Here is a 17,214-nt window from a genome sequence, read left to right as displayed (position 1 = left end):
CCCTTTACTGGTTGGCAAGAAGATCTGCTAGTCTCTGTATTTCCTTACGGAATTGTTTATTGATCAGTGAAGTGTCTTTCATATATAAACTTCCATCCATAGAGCTGGCGTTGGCTGCTTTCACAAGCGGCAGCGCGGCGACGATATGGAATCCAAGATCCTTAAGAGCTTCATAATCGTAATCGATATTTTGCAGATTCATCATGATGACACTTTTGAATTTGGAAGTGCTGATTCCGACAGAAGCAGCGAAATCAAGCAGCTTTGTCATGTTAATAGACGCTTCGATTCGCTCAGATGCCGTTAAGAAGCCGATGTGGCAATACTTCATCGCACCTAGGCAGAATTCGAGCGGCGGGATGTTTGGTATATCGATCAAGACGATGTCAAACATATTTTTCACGGATGCAATGACCCGCTCCAGATGCTCAAATTCAAAGTCCAGATATTCCTCGATCAGATCATGAGGACTAGGCGACAATAGAAACAATCGCTCATACTTGGTCTGCAGTATCTCTTCTCTATAGTCAATCTTGTCGCTCTTCAGCAGCTTAAGCAGACCATTGCCGCGTTTATTAGGCTTCGCATCTAGAAATTGATACAGGTTAGGATAGAATACCTTAAGATCAATAACGCATGTATTGAGCCCTTTCTGAGCCAAGACGTAGCTAATATTCGATATGAGCAGGGCGTTATCCGCAAAGTCGCTTGCCGGCAAGAAGCCAACTACACTGTATATCAGCTGGCTATCCTGAAGCTCCGCCCCGATCAATTCCTTAGCCGATATCTTCTGCAATACGCTATCTAACGTGAGTTCTGCTTCTCTAGCCATGATTCCACCTCTTTTTGCAATGTAGGAAGCTGATCCACGATAATCTCACTGTTCTGTCTGCTCAGAATTGTTATTAGAATCGAGCTGTTTTCCAGATTGGAGTAGCGAGCATAGTTATTTATCTGCTCTTTAGAACCCTCCAGCAGCAGGGCTCGCGGTTGTATACTTTTCAGAAAGTCTTCACTCTTCATTACTTCTTGTCGCTTATCTTCACTAAGCTTCAGCACTTCTTTATACACTTCGTATATCGAATGGCTGTTGGCGTTCAGCATATCTTTCACGACGATGCTATCGAACAGAATATCCGTCTTGGTGGTTGTACCTTTCGCGGACTGGAACATCGCGTTAGGATTACCGGTTGAAGCGGATGACGCCGTTTCCACCTCATATGTGACGCGAATGCGGATTCGATCGCCTGGAGTCAGAATGTCTCCTCCTGCTGCCAGGTAGTTATATGGAAGAGTCAGCAGCTCTTGTTCTTCTTCCAGTTGGTACAGCCACTCATTTTTCAGAGGACGTTCATCTGATAATTGGTCGCGGTATAGGATACTGCCATCTCTTAAGTAATACTTCGTATATTGGTTAATCACGTTCGGCAGATCTTCGGCAAGCAGCATCTCCTTGGTATATTCCTTCTTGATGAGTGAATAGGTCTCCACTTCTTTCTCCGTAAGAACCGCATAGGCGGATACTCCGCCTTTCTGATTGACGCGAAGCACCTTTATGGTATCCTTGGCATCCTTATTGGCATTCGTTATCACATAGAAAGAAACGACAATAACGGCTAGACTGAATAGAACAGCCATCGTCTTCTTGAACATATTGCGATTCGGGGATACACTCTTAATCTTGCTTAAATCCACGATTACTTAACTCCCTCCATCAATCTCAGCAGTATGTTCCCATAGGCGCTTTCGTAGTCGGCATTTGCATTCACGACTGGCACATCCATCTCGATCTGGGAATCAAAATCATTGCTGTACGGCACACTGCCAGCAACACTCATCTCATATGTAAAGCAGTCGCTTAAACCTGATGTCATGACCTCGCTTACTTTATCCGGCGTAAATATATCTTTTTGGAATCTGGACCTGTCATTATATCTCGTAACGATCACTTTGGACTTCGCATTCAGGTAGGATGCACCCTCCTGATCCAGGACAACCTCCACATTGCGCAGCGTGCTAAGGATGGAGTGCAAATTGTTCGACACACAGAGGCCAAACATGTCCATGTGAATCATAGACTCCCTGAAGGTCCTGAATAGATCCAACGGCATATCTAAGATCACTAGATTGAACTTCGTTCTTAATACGGATAGCAGACCGATTAATTTATTGTTGTTATAGAATTGATCCATCAATTTCTTGTCGTGAAAGCCATAACCGAGCGATATTAACCACAGATTATCACTGATATTAAATGCTGTAGTCATGTAGTCCTGAGGCCGCGCCAGCGAGCGAATCAAGGAGGCGCTCATGTCTTCGTGGCGCTGAGATTGCTCATGGAATCGACTAAAATACATATTCGTGCTTCTATATTCAGCATCCATGTCCACAATAACCGCGCTGAGACCTCGCTTTCCTGCTTCACAGGCAACGTTCACAGCTGTGCTTGTAAGCCCGCTTCCTCTGTGACCGGTGATCGCAATGATCCTGCTGATTCCGCGGCTGATATTCTCGATATCTTTGGTCAAACGGTCTGTCGCATTCACAACGCTCTCAGCCTTAGGTTTGGATTTGAAACGATCTAAGAAAGATCTTCGTTTCTCCGTCTCCACATGAGAGCTTTGATTGTCGGGCTTATGTTTATGTACTTGCTGAACAGGATGTTTGCTGGCTAAAAGCAGTTCAAACGCTTGCATATATTGCAGTCTTGAGATGCGGAGTAAGTCACTGGTTACGAAGTTGAGGTTATGATATCGGCTGGATAGGCTGTGCAAATCTCTTCTTGTCGATTCGAATCTAGTGAGGACGACAATCGGAGCTTGCGGTTTATTGCTATTGGCAATCCACTCCAGCAGGAGCAGCATATCTTCTTTATCGCGCCCTGGCTGCTGGGATAAGGCTTCATCCGTTATGAGTGCAGCTTCAATAACCGGATTCACTTCAGTTAGAAAATGGTACACATCACACAGGGAAAGCGAACGTTTATTAACGACATCGATCTTCTTTATAGGGGTCTCAATCAAGATATGATGAATTCCATTGGAAATTAAAAGAGTCTTCATATTCTCACCCACAGCACGGTTATGGATTGCTAATGAACTAAGCGTACATATTGACCATTTGAAATAAGCGTGAGAAGATACTTCCTATTAATCCCAATATATGAAGGTGGAGTTAGTAGTGGGGATATGGATATGGTTCATTATAGGTTCGTCCTTAGTGCTATGCAGTATATACGATATCAGGGGACGAATTATTCCTAATTATCTGGTTGCGATTATCGCTGTCGCTGGGTTGATAAACAGCATGATCTCCAGCACGATATGGAATGCGTTGATAGGAGCCCTGCTTCCATCCGTTCTGCTGCTCTTGGTTAAAATGAAGTTTAACGGGATCGGAGCAGGAGATATTAAGCTTCTATCAGCGACTGGATTATGGCTGGGATGGCTGTTGAACCTATATGTATTCTTGTTTGCGTGCATCGCCGCATTCGGCTATATAGTATTGCGAAGGTACGGTCTCCGTGACAAGATAAGCTCGATTCCATTCGCACCCTTTGTTACACTCGGAATATTGTCAATATATGTAATTTACATATTATAATTGTATATTTATATATTTTTACCTATAAATACTTTTACTATATTGCTTTCTCTAATACAACATGTAATTAGATCTATTCATCATAATGAGCAATATGAACTACAGGATCGTTGTGGTCATAATCTGATTGTCACATATTTTGTATACTACTGATCTCGAATAACCGTGATACTACTGTTTATTCAGTAAAATAGAGACTCATTGCTTATTCGAATCAGCTTAATCAACCCTTTATCCTAATGTGAATTTTAGCGGATGCTGTTATATTTTGGAATTGAATGGTTCCATGGAGGGATAAGATGATCTAATAATACTAGAGGTAATTAGTCTGAATAGGACGTCATATAAGAGATCAATGGGGTTGGGAGCGGACACACGATCCGCTATTTGACCCGAATAAGCCGTTTAGTGCTGGTCTTGAAGCAAATAGCGTCATCTGTGTCCGCTAGCCCTCAAAAAATACCCCGAAATCATGAAATAGCGGCCCCTGTGTCCGTTCAAGCACGGGTCATACGGCCTTGCTGTCACTGTATCACTAAAGTTCCGAGGCGATCGCACGCCCGGCAACACGTCCTGTGAAGAGGCAGCCGCCAACAAATGTACCTTCAAGGGCGCGATACCCATGTACGCCGCCTCCGCCGAAGCCCGAAACCTCACCAGCCGCATAGAGACCGGGAACAGGTTCACCTGAAGTATTCAGCACCCGGGCAGAAAGATCCGTCTGCAATCCGCCTAATGTTTTGCGGCTGACGATATGTAGTCGTACCGCGATCAGTGGCCCATTCTTAGGGTCCAGCATCTTATGCGGCGCGGCAACACGGATGAATTTATCGCCGATATAATTTCGTGCGCCATGCATCGCTGTAATTTGCAGATCTTTCGTGAACTTATTATCGATCTCTCGATCTCGCGCCTTAATCTGCCGCTCGATATCTTCGAAGTTCAGCAAGTTATCGCCCGTTAACTTGTTCATACCAGCGACAAGGTCTTCTAACCGATTGGCAATGATGAAGTCCTCGCCTTTATCCAGAAATGCCTGCACAGGACCAGGAGCACCTGGCAAAGCCCGGTTCAGCACTTTTCGAATGCTCTTGCCCGTCAGATCAGGATTCTGCTCCGAACCAGAAAGGGCAAATTCCTTCTCCACGATCTTCTGCGTCAATATAAACCACGAATAGTCGTATCCCGTCTTCTGAATCGCCTCAAGTGTCCCTAATGTATCAAAGCCAGGGAAGTTAGGCGAAGGGAACCGCTGTCCCCTCGCATCCAGCCACAACGATGAGGGACCCGGCAGTATTCGAATTCCATGATTCGTCCATACAGAATTCCAATTCTTGATCCCCTCGGTGTAGTGCCACATGCGATCCCGGTTCACGATTCGTCCGCCTGCTTCTTCCGTGATAGTGAGCATCCGTCCATCCACATGCGCAGGCACGCCTGATATCATATGCTTAGGGGGCTGCCCGAGTCTGCTCGGCCAGTTCTGGCGGACAAGCTCATGATTAGCGCCTATGCCGCCGCTTGACACTAATACCGCTTGACCGCGGTATTCAAAGCTTCCAATGACCTCTCTATTGCTGTCTTCTCCACGCTGGGCATCGCTCGGAGCAAGCTCAGAACCGCTTACACCAACAATCGCGCCATTGCTGCTCACCAGTTGATCCACACGGTGGTGGGGGCGGTATTCGACCCGTCCATTGTTCATATGCTCACGGACTCTTCGTTCAAAAGGAGCTACGATAGCAGGCCCTGTACCCCATACGATATGGAATCGCGGCACGGAGTTCCCGTGACCATCAGCGAGATAACCGCCTCTTTCTGCCCAGCCCACTACCGGGAAGAAGCGAACTCCCATCGCATGCAGCCATGCTCGTTTCTCGCCTGAAGCAAAATCCACGTATGCCTCTGCCCATTGTCGTCCCCAATAATCTTCGTCATCTTCCCGATCATAGCCAGCCGATCCAAGCCAATCCTGCCAAGCTAGTTCTTTCGAATCCTTAATCCCCAGCCTGCGCTGCTCAGGTGAATCGACGAGAAACAAGCCGCCAAACGACCACCAAGCCTGCCCGCCCAAAGAGGCTTCAGGTTCTTGATCAAGCAGTAATACCTTCTTCCCCGCATCCGCAATCTCCGCTGTTGCCACCAAGCCGGCAAGTCCTGCTCCGACAACGATTGCATCATAGCTCACCAATCATCCCCCCATTATATCCTCACGAATTATTTGTAAACGGTTTCATAATTATTGCTTATAGGGATAGCACGATGCCTCAATCTATGTCTATTAGAGAAGAATAATTCGCACCTTAGATGATGATATGAAGCTAATATATTTTAGTATATATTTCCATTAAATATATGGTCAACATCGAATTGTGCGGTCGTCAGATCGTATCGTTTGAGAAGGGAGCTAATAAGAAAAACTCCAACAAGTTGTTGGAGTTTGATATTCCGTCTACACTAACCAATCGAATCGATTCTATGTTACAATTCCTCTAAGACTTTCACTGCGTCACCAGTGAAAGTCGAGGATGGTTTTATGCCAGCTTCTGTGGGCCAGAGCAGATTCCATTGCGCCAGCGAAGTCATCTGCCTGGCTCACCACAGTATACGTATCTGGAAGCAGACGTCTCAATGTTGCCTGACAATCCTGCTCCGTCATAACCTTCAATACTTCTCTGAAATCTCGATCTGAGCTGCGACTGCTGCCATAGATCGTGATCCCCTTCTCCAGTACATCCCGTGTATTAATTGGAACACGTTCCTCACTAACTCCCATCGCGATCAAGTGACCGCCCGGCTTCATCAGATCAATTCCTTGATTAATCGCACTCTCGCTGAATTGGCCTCCGGTACACTCTACAACAATATCTGCCTTGCTGCCAGAGGAGAAATCATAGCTCTGCACCATCTCGGTATTAGCAAACGTAAAGTAATCCAGCTTCACCCGATCTGCTCCGAATACGGTCAATCGCTCGCGATCTACTCCGTATGCATGATGAAGCATCGCGGCGGTCAGATAACCGACCGGCCCGTCGCCAAACACTGCAATTCTCGATTTCGGCAGGAGCTCTCCTACCTTTCTCAGCGCCCGGAATGATACGCTGCATAGCTCCGCTAGGACAGCAATTTCATCCGGTATTCCAGCAGGGATCGCGATAACGCACCGTTCTGGAAGCACCAGTCTGTGCTGAGCGATCCCATCCATACTGCTGCCTAGAAATCTACCGCTGCTGCAGTAATTATCGGCTATCTCGCCTCGACAAGCCGGACAGCACTGCTCCGGCTCTATGTCCTGAAGCATATGGCCGGGAACATACGGTACGATCGCTACTCTCTGTCCTTCCGTCAGCGCTGTCGAGTTGCCATTGATCACGACCCCGATGCCTTCATGCAGCAAGGCCAACGGCAGCTTCTGAGCCAGCACTTCCAGCTTCCTTAGTCCGCCATAATACCGTAAATCTGCATGGCATATGCTTGCCAGCTTCGGTTCTACGACGACAAAGCCGTTCGGTATCGTTCTTTCAATCCATTGTTCTTCAACAACGCGGGGCTGTATCAAGCGCAGCGTTCGCGAGCTTATGGTACCTGTCGTTGTGGAACCCACTAACGATAACACCTCCATATGGATAGTATTCCTACGACGAATCGTTCACGACCAAGGTTCCTAGCTGCAAATAAATCATCGTAAGTTAGACCTTAATAACGTTTATGCCATAATCCTGAAATGGCTTCATCTCATAATCAGGCACTTCGACTCCGGTTATCAGCGTGTTGATGCAGCTGTTCGGGGCTACCTTATGCAAGGACAGCTTGCCGATCTTGGAGTCGTCTGCCACGACAATGACCTCCTGCGCTGAAGCGATCATGCCCTGCTTGGCAGGGACAAGCTGAGCTTCCGGATGCATCAGGCCGTGTGTCGGATGAATCGCCGGCGTTCCGATGAAAGCCTTGGACACATGCAGCGAGCGGAGAACATGCTCGGTGAACATCCCGTTCAGCATATAGCTCGAAGGATACAGTTCCCCTCCGGTTACCGTCACCTTCACGCCCGGCGCATCGCGCAGCTCAGCCGCTACATTAATATCGTTCGTGACAACGGTCAGATTCGAGCGATGCACGAGATTCCTCGCGATATGAAGTGTGGTGGTACCGGAATCGATAATAATATGCTCTCCATCCTCAACCAAGCTGGCAGCCATCTTGCCGATTCGCATCTTCTGCTCCAGTTGGACATTCGTCCGTTCATTGAATGATGGCTCTCTGTTGGTGAGCCTCTCGACGATAACTCCTCCATGAGTTCGCTTGAGCAGCCCTTCCTGTTCAATCTCTGCCAGATCTCTGCGTATCGTCGCTTCATGTACAGCGAATTCCTGTGCGAGCGTTGCCACAGATGCGGATCGCTGTTGCCTAACATAGTCGATAATTCTCAGTTTTCTTTCCGCAGCCAACAATGTAGACACTCCCCTTCAATATGAAGCTGAAGATGAACTACTTATGAAGCACAGCTGCAGCTTACTTTTGCAATAAATAGTTCATCTCCGTGATATAATTGCTCATTCCGGGGATTCTAACACTTATTTCCATTATTTTCAATCCCTATTAATTACACAGATTGCTTGGCAGTATGTCTGGACAGCTCTAGCTCAACAAGAGCGGCATGCTCCAGCACCTTATCAACTGGCGTATCGAACTGATATTCGAGAATCGAGCGGAAAGAATGCTTCATACCGCCTAATGCTTGCCAGATTGGCTCCCATTCGATCTTCCCTTCACCGATAGGCTGATGAAGATCGCCGATGCCATCATTATCATGCAGATGCACGGCGCTCAACCGCTGCCCCAAGCTCTGAAGCACATTTGGCGTATTCCATCCGTTAATGAACGCATGACCGACATCGATTAACGCAGTAATCGTCGGGATCTCATCAAACAGCCGAACAAACTCATCTTCATTAAATAAAGCCGTTTCTCCGAATCCGACGTTCTCCACCGCCAGATCAATGCCTATCCTGTAGGCTTCATCACCAAGTCGCTTCAAGTTCTCTTTGGCCCAATACTGAGATTCCCTCCGCAGGAAGAGAGGTGTTGAGTACAAGCTTGGATGCAGCACCATCTGCTCTGCACCGATATGGGCAGACCATGCCAAGCATTCTTTATAGATCTCGTATGAATAATTACGAATCATTTCAAACCGAGCAGACGCCAGATTCAGCTCCCATATCGGAGAATGTACGCTTAACGGACCCGGATGCCCTTGGAATCTCTTAAATTCTGTGCTCCAATTCAGAGGCTCAAGCCAATTCGGACCGTCCATCGATATTTCCAGACCGCCCGACCAGCGCTCCAGCAGCTCCTTACAGTCATCAATACGGTTCATATAAGGCAGCATGTTAATAAATACAGCCATGTGATCGCCTTCTTTCATGTAGTGGTCTTATTCCTTCAAAGAGCCAAGCATGGCACCCTTTACAAAATATTTCTGCAAGAACGGATACACGATCAGAATCGGTATCGTTGTAAACAATATGGCTGCAGCCTTGATCGTTTCAGGGCTCTGCAGAATACCTGAACTGACAGCTACTGCATCCAGCCCGGAGTCGGCGCTGCTAGTTACCACCATGTTCCTAAGCTTTAGCTGCAGCGGGTACAGATCCACCGAGCGGAGGTATATAAGCGCTCCGAAGTAGGAGTTCCATGTCCCGACGGAGTGAAACAGTGCAATGGTAGCCAGCACTGGCAGCGACAGCGGCATTACTAAACGGGTGTACACCCCAAACTCACCGCAGCCGTCGATCTTCATCGCATCTACTAGTTCAGAAGGAATACCCTGAAAGAATGTTTTCATAATAAATACATTATAAGCGCCCAAGGCTCCCGGTATGATTAGCGCCCAGAGCGAGTCGATCATACCAAGCGACTTGATTACCAGATAGTTTGGAATGAGCGGTACTGGAAAGATGAACGTAAACAAGATAAGCTTCGTAATTAATTTGCGCCCCGGCATCATGGGACGAGTAAGTGCAAAAGCTAGAGTCGAGGTCAGAATCAGGCACAGCACTGTGCCCATTATCGTGATATAGACGCTAACGCCCATGGATCTCCACATGTCCTTCATCGCGAACAGCGACTTATACACGTCTAATTGGAATCCCTTAGGCCACAGCATGACCATCTTATTGTTCGCATAGACCGGATCGCTGAGCGAAACCGCCAACAGATGAATTATTGGAGCGATCATCGTAAAGCATAGCAGGATGAAGAAGGTCCCATTGATCCATTGAAATATCTTATCTGAACGATGACTGACGTTCATTTCGCGAGCCTCCTCATCCTAATAGATGCTTTCCCCTGTCGTCTTGCGGCTGATCTTGTTCAGACTGACGACAAGAATGATTCCGATGACCGCCTTGAATATGCCGATGGCTGTCGTATAGCTGTATTGGCCGCCCATCAAGCCGACACGGTATACATAGGTGTCGAATACTTCCCCAACTTCTCTTACTAACGGATTCAGGAAGAAAAGTACCTGTTCGACGTTAGCATCCAGCAGATGCCCGATCCGCAGCAGCATGAGAACGACTATCGTCGGCATCAGTGATGGCAGTGTGATATGCCAAGCCATCTTGAATCGTCCGGCGCCATCCATCATAGCTGCTTCATACAGATTAGGATTGATGCTGGTCATCGCCGCGAGATAGATAATCATCGACCAGCCGACCTCTTTCCATATCCCAAGGCTGGTAAGGATGCCCATGAAATACTTCGGCTCCGTTAGGAATGATACCGCCTCTCCGCCGTAATGCGTAATGACCTGATTCAGAGGGCCGTCAAGCGAGAGCAGCTCGGTAAATATGCCTCCAACGATAACCCATGACAGAAAGTGAGGCAGATATAATAAAGTCTGGGTCGTACGCATAAACCATCTGAGTCGGATCTCATTCAGCAGCAGGGCTAGCAGCAGCGGCGCAGGGAACCCGAAAACGATCGAATACAGACCAAGTCTTAGCGAGTTTTTAAATATCACCATGAATTCAGGATACTGAAACATAAACTCGAAATGCTTGAGTCCAACCCATTCGCTGTGAAGTACTCCCTTGAACATATTGTAATCCTGAAAGGCAATCGCATTGCCCATGATCGGAATGTACTTAAAAATAAGAAAGAAAGCGAGACCGGGCAAGGCGATTAACAGAAGCACCCATGAGTCAACGGATTTGAATTTACGGAACAAGAAGAAAGCCTCCTTTCCTAATAGGTGACAAAGGGCCTCTAACTGTATAGTTGGAGAGGCCCTTTCATGCAGCCTGAGTCAGGCTTATTTCTTGTTGGTGCTGTTATACCAATCTGTCGCTTCTTGAATCGCTGCGTCTCCTCCGCGCTGCTTCCAGTCTTGGACGAATGCTTCAAATCCCTTATCTAGATCTTCCTTGCCAACCACAAGCTTCACAAACGTATCATAGAACAGGCTGCCAGCTACGAAGCTAGGAGTCAGCTCTGGACGCCCTTCCAATGCTTTGAGCGGCGGCATATACATGGCGTCACCATTTGGAAGCATTGTTGATTTCGAATCTTCATATCCCTTTAAAATGACATCGCTGTCCGGCAACACTTTAAGTGCTAGCGGATTGTTCAAGCCGTTCTCCCGCACATTCATCGAGAGCTGGAAGAATTCCTTCTCATTCAGCTCCGAGTTGTTAGGACCCTTCGGATCGAATTGTACCTCGCCATTCGTCTCCGTGTAGTTAAAGTCCTTAATTCCATAAGCGAAGAATTTATCCGCTTCTGGGCTGCTCCAAGCCCAATCCAGGAACTTGATGATTTCCTCCGGATTCTTCGTACTAGCAGGAATCGTCCAGACATAGTAGATCTGATCGTTCGTAATCTGCAAATAGCTGTCCCCGCGCGGTCCTTTCGGAGGAACCGCCATCGTTATTTTCGCATTCGGCTGATTCGGGTACTCTTGAGCGTTTACCGCTGCATATTGGTATGTCGCTGCTCCCCAAGAGGCTACCAAGCCTTTGGTGATATCCGTCCCGCTGTCGCCCTGCTTCTTGGTGATGAAATCCTTCTCGATATAACCGTTATCATAGAGCTTCTTATAGAATGCGATAGCTTCCTTCATTTCCGGTTGGATAATGTCCGGCTCCAGCTTCCCGTTGTGTACATGCCATGTGCCTGGTCTCACACCGAACGATCCCGTAAGCACATCTCTCCAGCCCATAGCGTCCGTTAACGACATTACCCACTCGTTATTCGGATCTCCGTCGCCATTCACGTCCTGTACCTTTACCCCTTCGGCAAGCTGCAGGAACTCATCGAGCGTCTTCGGCACTTCCATATTCAGCTGATCAAGGATATCTTGACGATAGAACAGGATTCGATCGGCCGGTGCCCCGCTAAGAACCGGTATGCCGTATATCTTCCCATCTTTTTTCACCCTAGGACTATTCCAAGCAACCTCAGGAATCTTCTTCTTCAGATTAGGACCGTACTTGTCGATCAATGGACCAAGCTCCAAGAAGATGCCTTGATCCACCGCGCCCTGATGCACATCCGAATTAATGCTATCCGTACGAACAAGGTCAGCCAGATCACCTGAAGCGAAGCGAAGTGATAGCTGCTGTCTGAAGTCCTCACCAGCTCCCAAAAACTCGTAGCTGACTTTGTAGCCTGATTCCTTGCTCAGCTCTTCATAATACTTAACCTTCTTCTCTTCTGGAGCTTTGGAAGCAAACCCTGAATTGTTATGCGATAGCAGGATTGAAATGTCCTTCTTCGCTGGCGCTTCCCCAGATGCGTTCTTATTCACTTGCGTTTCCCCAGATGCGCTCTTGCTCTCTTCTGCTTTTTCAGAGGAGCATGCAGTCAGTACAGTGCTTGCTAGAAGCAAGCTAACCACCGACAAAGACCATATCTTCTTCGTACTTCCCTTCACTCCAATCCCTCCGATTCAGTATCATTCCTAGTTATGGGTTACTGCTCGATTTCATTATAGGAAAGGAGCTTTCAACGATACATGCAATTATCAACGAAATCTTGTATATATTCACACCGATTCATAATCATCAATATTTTCATATCTTCGATACTCCGATGGCGAGAATCCGATATGCTTCTTGAAGGTTTTGGAGAAATAAGCATAGTCCTTATAGCCAACAACTTCCCCTACTTCATAGAGCCTCGTCATCGGGTCCAGCAAATAGGCCTTCGCCTTCTCCATCCGCAGCTGGGTCAGATACTGATTAAACGACATGCCCGCTTCTTTCTTAAACAGATTGCCGAAATAGTTCGGAGACAGCTCAAAATGCTCTGCCGTATCCTTAAGAGAGAGCTCACTATCGTTATAGTGCTGTTCGATATATTCCTGAACTCCCTTCAACAATCGGTTGTATCCCCACCAATTGCGTGATGACCGAATGTATTCGATCAGATCAAACAAGCAATTGGCGAAGGAATCGAGGAGTTCTTCAGCGGTTGCCGCGTTCTCGGGAAGCTGTATTTTGGGCAGGGGCAGACCATTTGAATTCAACTCTGAAAGAGCGCCTTCCATCACGATTAAGAAATATTCCAGTTTCTCCACCAGTTCAAGTTCTGCCTTAGAGTCATTGCTGCGGATCATGCTGCGGGTCCATTCCAGTTCTGTGTCGAGCGAAGTGTGATTCAGATGCCATAGCGCTTTAGCCGTTTGTTCAGCATGCACTTTCCAGGTCCAGATCCATTCCTTGCTCGATCGGCGCTTTAGCGATTTAGAATGGATCTTGGTGTTGATGTTGGACAGTGCGGACAGAAAATAGCTTGGATCGATCGGCTTCAGCATGAAATCGGCCACTCCGTAACGAAGTGCGCTCTGAGCATATTGAAAATCTCCATGTCCTGATATGATGAGATATTCCGGATTGAGACGATGCTCTGACAGGCGGCGTATCAGCTCAAGACCCTCGATTCCCGGCATACGGATGTCCGTAATCACGAGATCGGGCTTATGTTCGATACATTGCTGCAGCGCCTGTTCCCCGTCCTTCGCCTCACTGACTACACGGAAACCTTCCGAGTCTCGCTCGATCATCGTCCTCAGATTCATCCTAACCATACGTTCATCATCCGCAATCAGCACGGTAAACATCGTTAACCACTCCTTTCAGATAAGGCAGCTTCACTTGAATCACAGAGCCCTGTTCCCCTGATCGGGAAATCTCAAGACCATACGGGTGACCGAACGCTAAGCGCAGCCGGGTATGTACATTCCACAAGCCGATCGATGGAAATGGGTTAAAGCCGACTCTCAGCATCCGATCACTCGATATGTTGGCGAATGCCTGATTGTATTGATGCATCGTTTCCTCGGGCATCCCTCGCCCTTCGTCTCTGATATAGATTGAATAATAATCTGGATGGGCGGATCCCGTAATCGTAATTCTTCCGGGAGGCAAGCCATGCTGTTCGTAAGCATGCTGAAACGCATTTTCCACCAGTGGCTGTATGATCAAGCGGAATAGATAAACCTTATCGAGCATCTCTTCTGCAACATTCATTTCATATACCAAGTCGTCAAACCGTTCCTCTTGAATCTCGATGAAATGCTGAATATACGCAAGCTCCATGCGGAGACTGATCACCTGATCCGGATTGCTGATGCTGTAACGGAACATATTCGATAGATTCACCGTCATCTTGCTGATCGGCATAATGTTGGACATGATCGCATACGAGTTGATGATTTCTAACGTGTTGTATAGGAAATGCGGATTGATCTGCGACTGCATCGCGGACACAAGCGCCTCTCTGTTTCTTAGCTCCAATTCCTTTTCACGCATTCTTGTCGTATGAATCTCCACGAGCAGCTTCTTGATTTCTCTGAACATGCGGTAGAACAAGAGAAACGCCAATGTCAATATGAGCGAGCCAATCAGAAGCGTTATAAGCTGAAGCTGGAATAGGCCTCCGAGCATTTCGGATCGAGAGATATCAGATATAATCGTGAAACCGGTCACGGGTGACACCTGATAGAATACATTTTTCTCTCCTTCATCACTATCTACTGTGAACTGTCCATTAGCGGAGTTCATATTCGTATACCAGCTCTCAGAGAGAGGCTCTCCCCATAGCTTGCGATCCGTATGATAGATGATCTGATTCTCTTCATTCGCAATCACGATTGAACCATTCTCTCCATAAGGCTTAATGTCCGCTATCTTCAGCATCTGTTGTAGGGATAGTGACATGACGATCGTACCGGCAGGTTGGTAGGTTACATTGTCATATATTTTTCGGGAGACTGTTATGACAGGGACTCCATTCCATTCAGATATCCCAAGTATCTTGAAGGTTGCATCGGACTCCATCCCGGGTGTTGCTCTCATCTCCCCATAGTAAGCGCCTTTAGCAGATATAAGATTGAAACCATACATATCCTTTCGCAGATTCGGTACCAGCTCATTAGAGATCCGGACTTTTAAAGTGTACATTTCGTACGTGTTCTGAGGGTCAGCTTTAATGAATTGCTGCACAAGCGGATGACCTGGAAGTGCTTGCGAATCGGCCTTTATACTTGTGAAATATTCATCCAGCTGCGTGCTTACTCGATCGATTAGCTGCTCGTTATAGTAAATAACATTCTTTTCTATCGTTTGAGCAGACTTGGCATACCAGATTAGACAGAAGCACAGCAAAGGGGCGCAAAACAAGATGAGGAAAGATAATAGCAAGTTCTTCTTGATCGATAAGGGCTGGCCCAGCCGTTTCATCGCCGTCTCTCCTTTCACGTTGCACATCGGCAACAGAGTCCTTTACATAATCTTCATAAAAAGAAAGCGCTTGCGATAACACGTGCGGCAAATACATGCGATGGACACCACCACATGTGCAATTAAATATTCATGAACAGCTTGCTGGATCTGGACAAACGGCTTGTGTTGAATGAGTTCATTCATGTTCAATTACGCTCATTTATCCTCATTTATGTTTAGCGTAGTCGACTGAAAAGCGCACTGTCAATAAGTAAATCTCAATTTTGGAAAACATTATTTTTAAGTTAATATCTTGACAAATATGGAATCGAGCCATACATTTAATTGCAAAAACGAGCAAAATTGAGTGAGATCCGAACCGTATTAAACATGTGTTCGATCATGTGAAGATTAAGGAGGGACTAGCGTGAACATCTACTGGCAAGCCCATCGAGGCGGAGGCGCATATGAGCGTCCGGATAATACGATGTCAGCTAACCGTTATGCATGGGAGCTTGGAGGAATTCCAGAGGCGGATATTCGAACTACACGCGATGGAGTGATCGTCTGCTTGCATGATGAGACACCTGCTCGAACGACGACGGCTCCTGACGAGGTCAAGAATCGGCCGATATCCGAATTTACATTTGCCGAGACAAGGCTGTGGGATGCTGGGGTTAAATTCAACGAGGCGTTTCAAGGGGAGTGCATTCCTTCATTGGAAGAGGCTTTTCAAGAAATGAAAGGCCGCCCGGAGCGTATGATGTATCTCGATTTGAAGGAAGTCAATTTGACCGACCTTGGCCGACTCATCGATCATTATGAAGTGAATCGGCAAGTCATCTTCACCTATAACATTCAGGACAATTGCCGTCAGATGAAAGAGATCGCCAATGATGTGCGAAGCATGCTGTGGATCGGTGGAAACGCAGCGCAGCGAATGGAGAGGTTCCATGCAGCCGCCTCTACCGGCTTTGCAGGACTGGATCAGGTACAGCTTCATCTGAAGATAGCAGATAGGAATGCGCATTGGGGCTTTGATCTAGAGCCTGCGTTTCTGACCGAGGCGCTAGCCCTTACCGAACGCAGCGGAATTGACTTGGAGTTATTCCCATTCTCATTCGATATCGCCTCTCTGCATCAGCTGCTGGATCTCGGCATTTGCTGGTATGCAACCGATGAGCCTGCTCCATTCCTCGAAGGATTGAACAGCTGGAAGCAATTGAAGCAAGGATGACTTATGCTTTAGGGCTCGTGCGGGCAGCACGAGCCCTGCTTATATTCAACTCATTCGATATCTTTTTGTATCGCAAACCGCGGATTCTGCATAATTTCTTGAACTATCGCTTCAGTCGGACTGTTAGAAGTATCAAGCAGATACTTCTGATTCGCTGCTCGCTCTCCCAATTCTCGAAGCAAGGTTAACGAACGGTCAAGCGTTTCGGGATCCCCGCGTCTGTTGAGCCGCTCCTCTAGAATAGCTTCATCAGCTCTCAGTACAACATACTTGATGTCTAGCTTCAAGTCGGCAAGCTGGTCGCAGAACCATTCCAATTCCGTTTCAACGACAAAGTCGATTACGACTTGAAGATGGTGCTGAACAAAGTTTCTCGTAGCTGCCAGGATGTTATCCCATGCAATGCTCAACCGTTCTTCCCATGGCGGTTCTTGTCCTTCTACATACATTTCCAGGAATACGTCGCCATGGATAAGCACAGCTTGCTTCAGCTGCCGAGACAGCTGTACTGATGCTGTTGACTTGCCGACTCCGCACGGCCCTGATAGGATATAAATCTGTGTTGTCTGATGATTCATTGTGTATTCACTCAATTCTTGAACATATTAGTACCTCTTGAGCATGGCAGTATTGTGGTATTGCAGCATC

16 protein-coding genes are annotated in these 17,214 nt (G+C 47.1%); 3 read left to right on the top strand and 13 right to left on the bottom strand.

Annotated elements, in window-relative coordinates; translation table 11 throughout:
- Positions 1-4 precede the first annotated feature (4 nt).
- The 3 genes from ACXX53_RS10260 to ACXX53_RS10250 are packed head-to-tail and all read right to left on the bottom strand — an operon-like array spanning position 5 to position 3,062.
- Complete coding sequence (locus ACXX53_RS10260; RefSeq protein ID WP_458568550.1) at positions 5-832, bottom strand: hypothetical protein; 828 nt, start codon at positions 830-832, stop codon at positions 5-7.
- Positions 805-1,695 (bottom strand): hypothetical protein, encoded by an 891-nt coding sequence (locus ACXX53_RS10255; protein WP_458568549.1) that lies wholly within the window; start codon positions 1,693-1,695, stop codon positions 805-807. The genes ACXX53_RS10260 and ACXX53_RS10255 overlap by 28 nt, the downstream gene beginning before the upstream one ends.
- A 2-nt stretch (positions 1,696-1,697) precedes the next feature.
- Positions 1,698-3,062: a hypothetical protein gene (locus ACXX53_RS10250; RefSeq protein ID WP_458568548.1), complete on the bottom strand. Its 1,365-nt coding sequence runs from the start codon at positions 3,060-3,062 to the stop codon at positions 1,698-1,700.
- 100 nt (positions 3,063-3,162) lie between these two features.
- On the opposite strand from ACXX53_RS10250, the gene ACXX53_RS10245 reads away from it, so the two are divergent.
- Positions 3,163-3,603 carry a prepilin peptidase gene (locus tag ACXX53_RS10245; protein WP_458568547.1) on the top strand — a complete coding sequence of 147 codons (441 nt, stop codon included), beginning with the start codon at positions 3,163-3,165 and terminating at the stop codon, positions 3,601-3,603.
- Between the two features lie 535 nt (positions 3,604-4,138).
- Here ACXX53_RS10245 and ACXX53_RS10240 read toward each other — a convergent pair.
- Positions 4,139-5,791 (bottom strand): FAD-binding dehydrogenase, encoded by a 1,653-nt coding sequence (locus ACXX53_RS10240; protein ID WP_458568546.1) that lies wholly within the window; start codon positions 5,789-5,791, stop codon positions 4,139-4,141.
- Positions 5,792-5,958: 167 nt separating this feature from the next.
- On the opposite strand from ACXX53_RS10240, the gene ACXX53_RS10235 reads away from it, so the two are divergent.
- On the top strand, positions 5,959-6,099 hold the full coding sequence (locus ACXX53_RS10235; RefSeq protein ID WP_458568545.1) for a hypothetical protein: 141 nt from the start codon (positions 5,959-5,961) through the stop codon (positions 6,097-6,099).
- A gap of 13 nt (positions 6,100-6,112) precedes the next feature.
- Here the strand turns inward: ACXX53_RS10235 and ACXX53_RS10230 are convergent, their stop codons facing one another.
- The 8 genes from ACXX53_RS10230 to ACXX53_RS10195 form a co-directional block, all read right to left on the bottom strand.
- On the bottom strand, positions 6,113-7,207 hold the full coding sequence (locus ACXX53_RS10230) for a zinc-binding dehydrogenase (RefSeq protein ID WP_458568544.1): 1,095 nt from the start codon (positions 7,205-7,207) through the stop codon (positions 6,113-6,115).
- Between the two features lie 85 nt (positions 7,208-7,292).
- Positions 7,293-8,054: a DeoR/GlpR family DNA-binding transcription regulator gene (locus tag ACXX53_RS10225; RefSeq protein WP_458568543.1), complete on the bottom strand. Its 762-nt coding sequence runs from the start codon at positions 8,052-8,054 to the stop codon at positions 7,293-7,295.
- A gap of 152 nt (positions 8,055-8,206) precedes the next feature.
- On the bottom strand, positions 8,207-9,010 hold the full coding sequence (locus tag ACXX53_RS10220; protein WP_458568542.1) for a sugar phosphate isomerase/epimerase family protein: 804 nt from the start codon (positions 9,008-9,010) through the stop codon (positions 8,207-8,209).
- A gap of 27 nt (positions 9,011-9,037) precedes the next feature.
- Complete coding sequence (locus tag ACXX53_RS10215) at positions 9,038-9,916, bottom strand: carbohydrate ABC transporter permease (protein WP_458568541.1); 879 nt, start codon at positions 9,914-9,916, stop codon at positions 9,038-9,040.
- Positions 9,917-9,934: 18 nt separating this feature from the next.
- Positions 9,935-10,834 (bottom strand): ABC transporter permease, encoded by a 900-nt coding sequence (locus ACXX53_RS10210; protein WP_458568540.1) that lies wholly within the window; start codon positions 10,832-10,834, stop codon positions 9,935-9,937.
- 84 nt (positions 10,835-10,918) lie between these two features.
- Entirely contained in the window at positions 10,919-12,538 is a 1,620-nt protein-coding gene (locus ACXX53_RS10205) for an extracellular solute-binding protein (RefSeq protein ID WP_458568539.1), read from the bottom strand.
- 111 nt (positions 12,539-12,649) lie between these two features.
- Positions 12,650-13,726 (bottom strand): response regulator transcription factor, encoded by a 1,077-nt coding sequence (locus tag ACXX53_RS10200; RefSeq protein WP_458568538.1) that lies wholly within the window; start codon positions 13,724-13,726, stop codon positions 12,650-12,652.
- Positions 13,701-15,347, bottom strand: coding sequence for a cache domain-containing sensor histidine kinase (locus tag ACXX53_RS10195; protein ID WP_458568537.1), 1,647 nt, complete (start codon positions 15,345-15,347; stop codon positions 13,701-13,703). Before ACXX53_RS10195 ends, ACXX53_RS10200 begins: the two co-directional genes overlap by 26 nt.
- A gap of 409 nt (positions 15,348-15,756) precedes the next feature.
- Between ACXX53_RS10195 and ACXX53_RS10190 the strand changes: the two genes are divergently transcribed.
- Positions 15,757-16,566, top strand: coding sequence for a glycerophosphodiester phosphodiesterase (locus tag ACXX53_RS10190; protein WP_458568536.1), 810 nt, complete (start codon positions 15,757-15,759; stop codon positions 16,564-16,566).
- 50 nt (positions 16,567-16,616) lie between these two features.
- On the opposite strand, the gene ACXX53_RS10185 is transcribed toward ACXX53_RS10190, so the two are convergent.
- Positions 16,617-17,144, bottom strand: coding sequence for an AAA family ATPase (locus ACXX53_RS10185; protein ID WP_458568535.1), 528 nt, complete (start codon positions 17,142-17,144; stop codon positions 16,617-16,619).
- Between the last annotated feature and the right edge of the window lie 70 nt (positions 17,145-17,214).

The sequence above is a fragment of the Paenibacillus marinisediminis genome (assembly GCF_054343325.1).
This window is presented reverse-complemented; position numbering and strand designations above follow the sequence as displayed.